The sequence below is a fragment of the Pseudomonas sp. CJQ_9 genome, assembly GCF_043106615.1.
Classification (GTDB): domain Bacteria; phylum Pseudomonadota; class Gammaproteobacteria; order Pseudomonadales; family Pseudomonadaceae; genus Aquipseudomonas; species Aquipseudomonas juntendi.
Genome location: NZ_JBICMS010000111.1, coordinates 1 through 328 on the forward strand (window position 1 = coordinate 1; position 328 = coordinate 328).

The window sequence follows — 328 nt, forward strand, 5'->3', positions numbered from 1 at the left end:
TTGTCCTTGACCTTGTCGAACTGCCGCGCATTGAAGTCCAGGCGGTTGGCTGCCGGGTCGTAGCGGAATTCCTCGCTGCCGATCAAGGAGCCAGTATCACGACTGCGCAACTGGCCGTTGGCTTCGTATTCGTACTTGATCTCACCGCGTAGCTTGTCGAGGGTACGCACCAGTTCACCGGCCGGGTCGTACTGGTAACGGCGGTGGATCGGGTTGTAGGCGTGCTCGACCAGCAACGACGTATTGATGCCGGCGTTGTGCACCTGCGACAGCTTGTCAGCCGGCAAGGTCGAGGCAAACTGCCAGGCCTTGCGCCCCATGGCGTCAT

General features: G+C 60.7%; 1 pseudogene. It reads right to left on the bottom strand.

Features of this window, described 5'->3' with window-relative positions:
- A pseudogene (locus tag ACF8SD_RS24265) lies at positions 1–328 on the bottom strand (sugar-binding protein); the annotation flags it as partial.